Source organism: Vibrio sp. Y176, assembly GCF_033438945.1.
The window spans coordinates 1-679 of the sequence record NZ_JAWOQS010000577.1; the positions used below are offsets into that span (position 1 = coordinate 1).

Consider the following 679-nt stretch of genomic DNA (forward strand, 5'->3'; position numbering starts at 1 on the left):
CAGAATTCGGCAAAGTACTTTGGCCATACGCTGCTGCTTTTTAGACGGCGGATGGTTGCGAACTTTTAACGCCTCAAGGTGCAGAAAAAGGATCAAACCCACATAGATAGCTGGCAAAACGACGACCGTCGCGAGCAGAAGCGCACCAAGAAGGGCGTTTTGAAATTCAGCCAGCATTTTGGCTGCGTGAAGCAGAGTGGTCTCTTGCGCCAACCCTTGCACGCTGAATGACATGAATGGGAAAGAGATACTGAGCACCAGCATGATCAAACACGCAGACGATACCGCAATCACGCTTTGATAAGGCTTGGCGTTAATTTTTGTAAGTGAATGCGAACATCGAGGGCATTGAGCTTTTTGCCCTTGCTCGATCTCCGGAATGCGGACGACAAGGCCACATTCTTCGCAAGAAATTAACTGACGTGAATTAGGTTGAATACTCATTGGGTAGGTTTTGAATTCATTTGTCCTAAGAATACTCTGTTTTCACTAGACACGCTTGTGTTGATTCAGGAGTTTACGAGTTTCTTACTTTTGCAATCGCCGTCCCCGTGCTGCTAAAACATGCCAAGCGATGCTGAAAAGTATGCAACATTTTACTGCTAGGGTTTGAAATTGGGAAGTCGTAACCGCAGAGAAGTGGTTTGAGTGAAGCAAATGAAATAGTGATCTTTGGGAT

The 679-nt window shown here is 45.8% G+C and carries 1 protein-coding gene; it reads right to left on the minus strand.

Going from position 1 to position 679, the window contains the following annotated elements; genetic code table 11:
• Positions 1-444, minus strand: a 444-nt coding sequence (locus tag R7O13_RS27390; RefSeq protein WP_318305263.1) for a paraquat-inducible protein A, incomplete at its 3' end; no start/stop codon positions are given.
• Positions 445-679 lie beyond the last annotated feature (235 nt).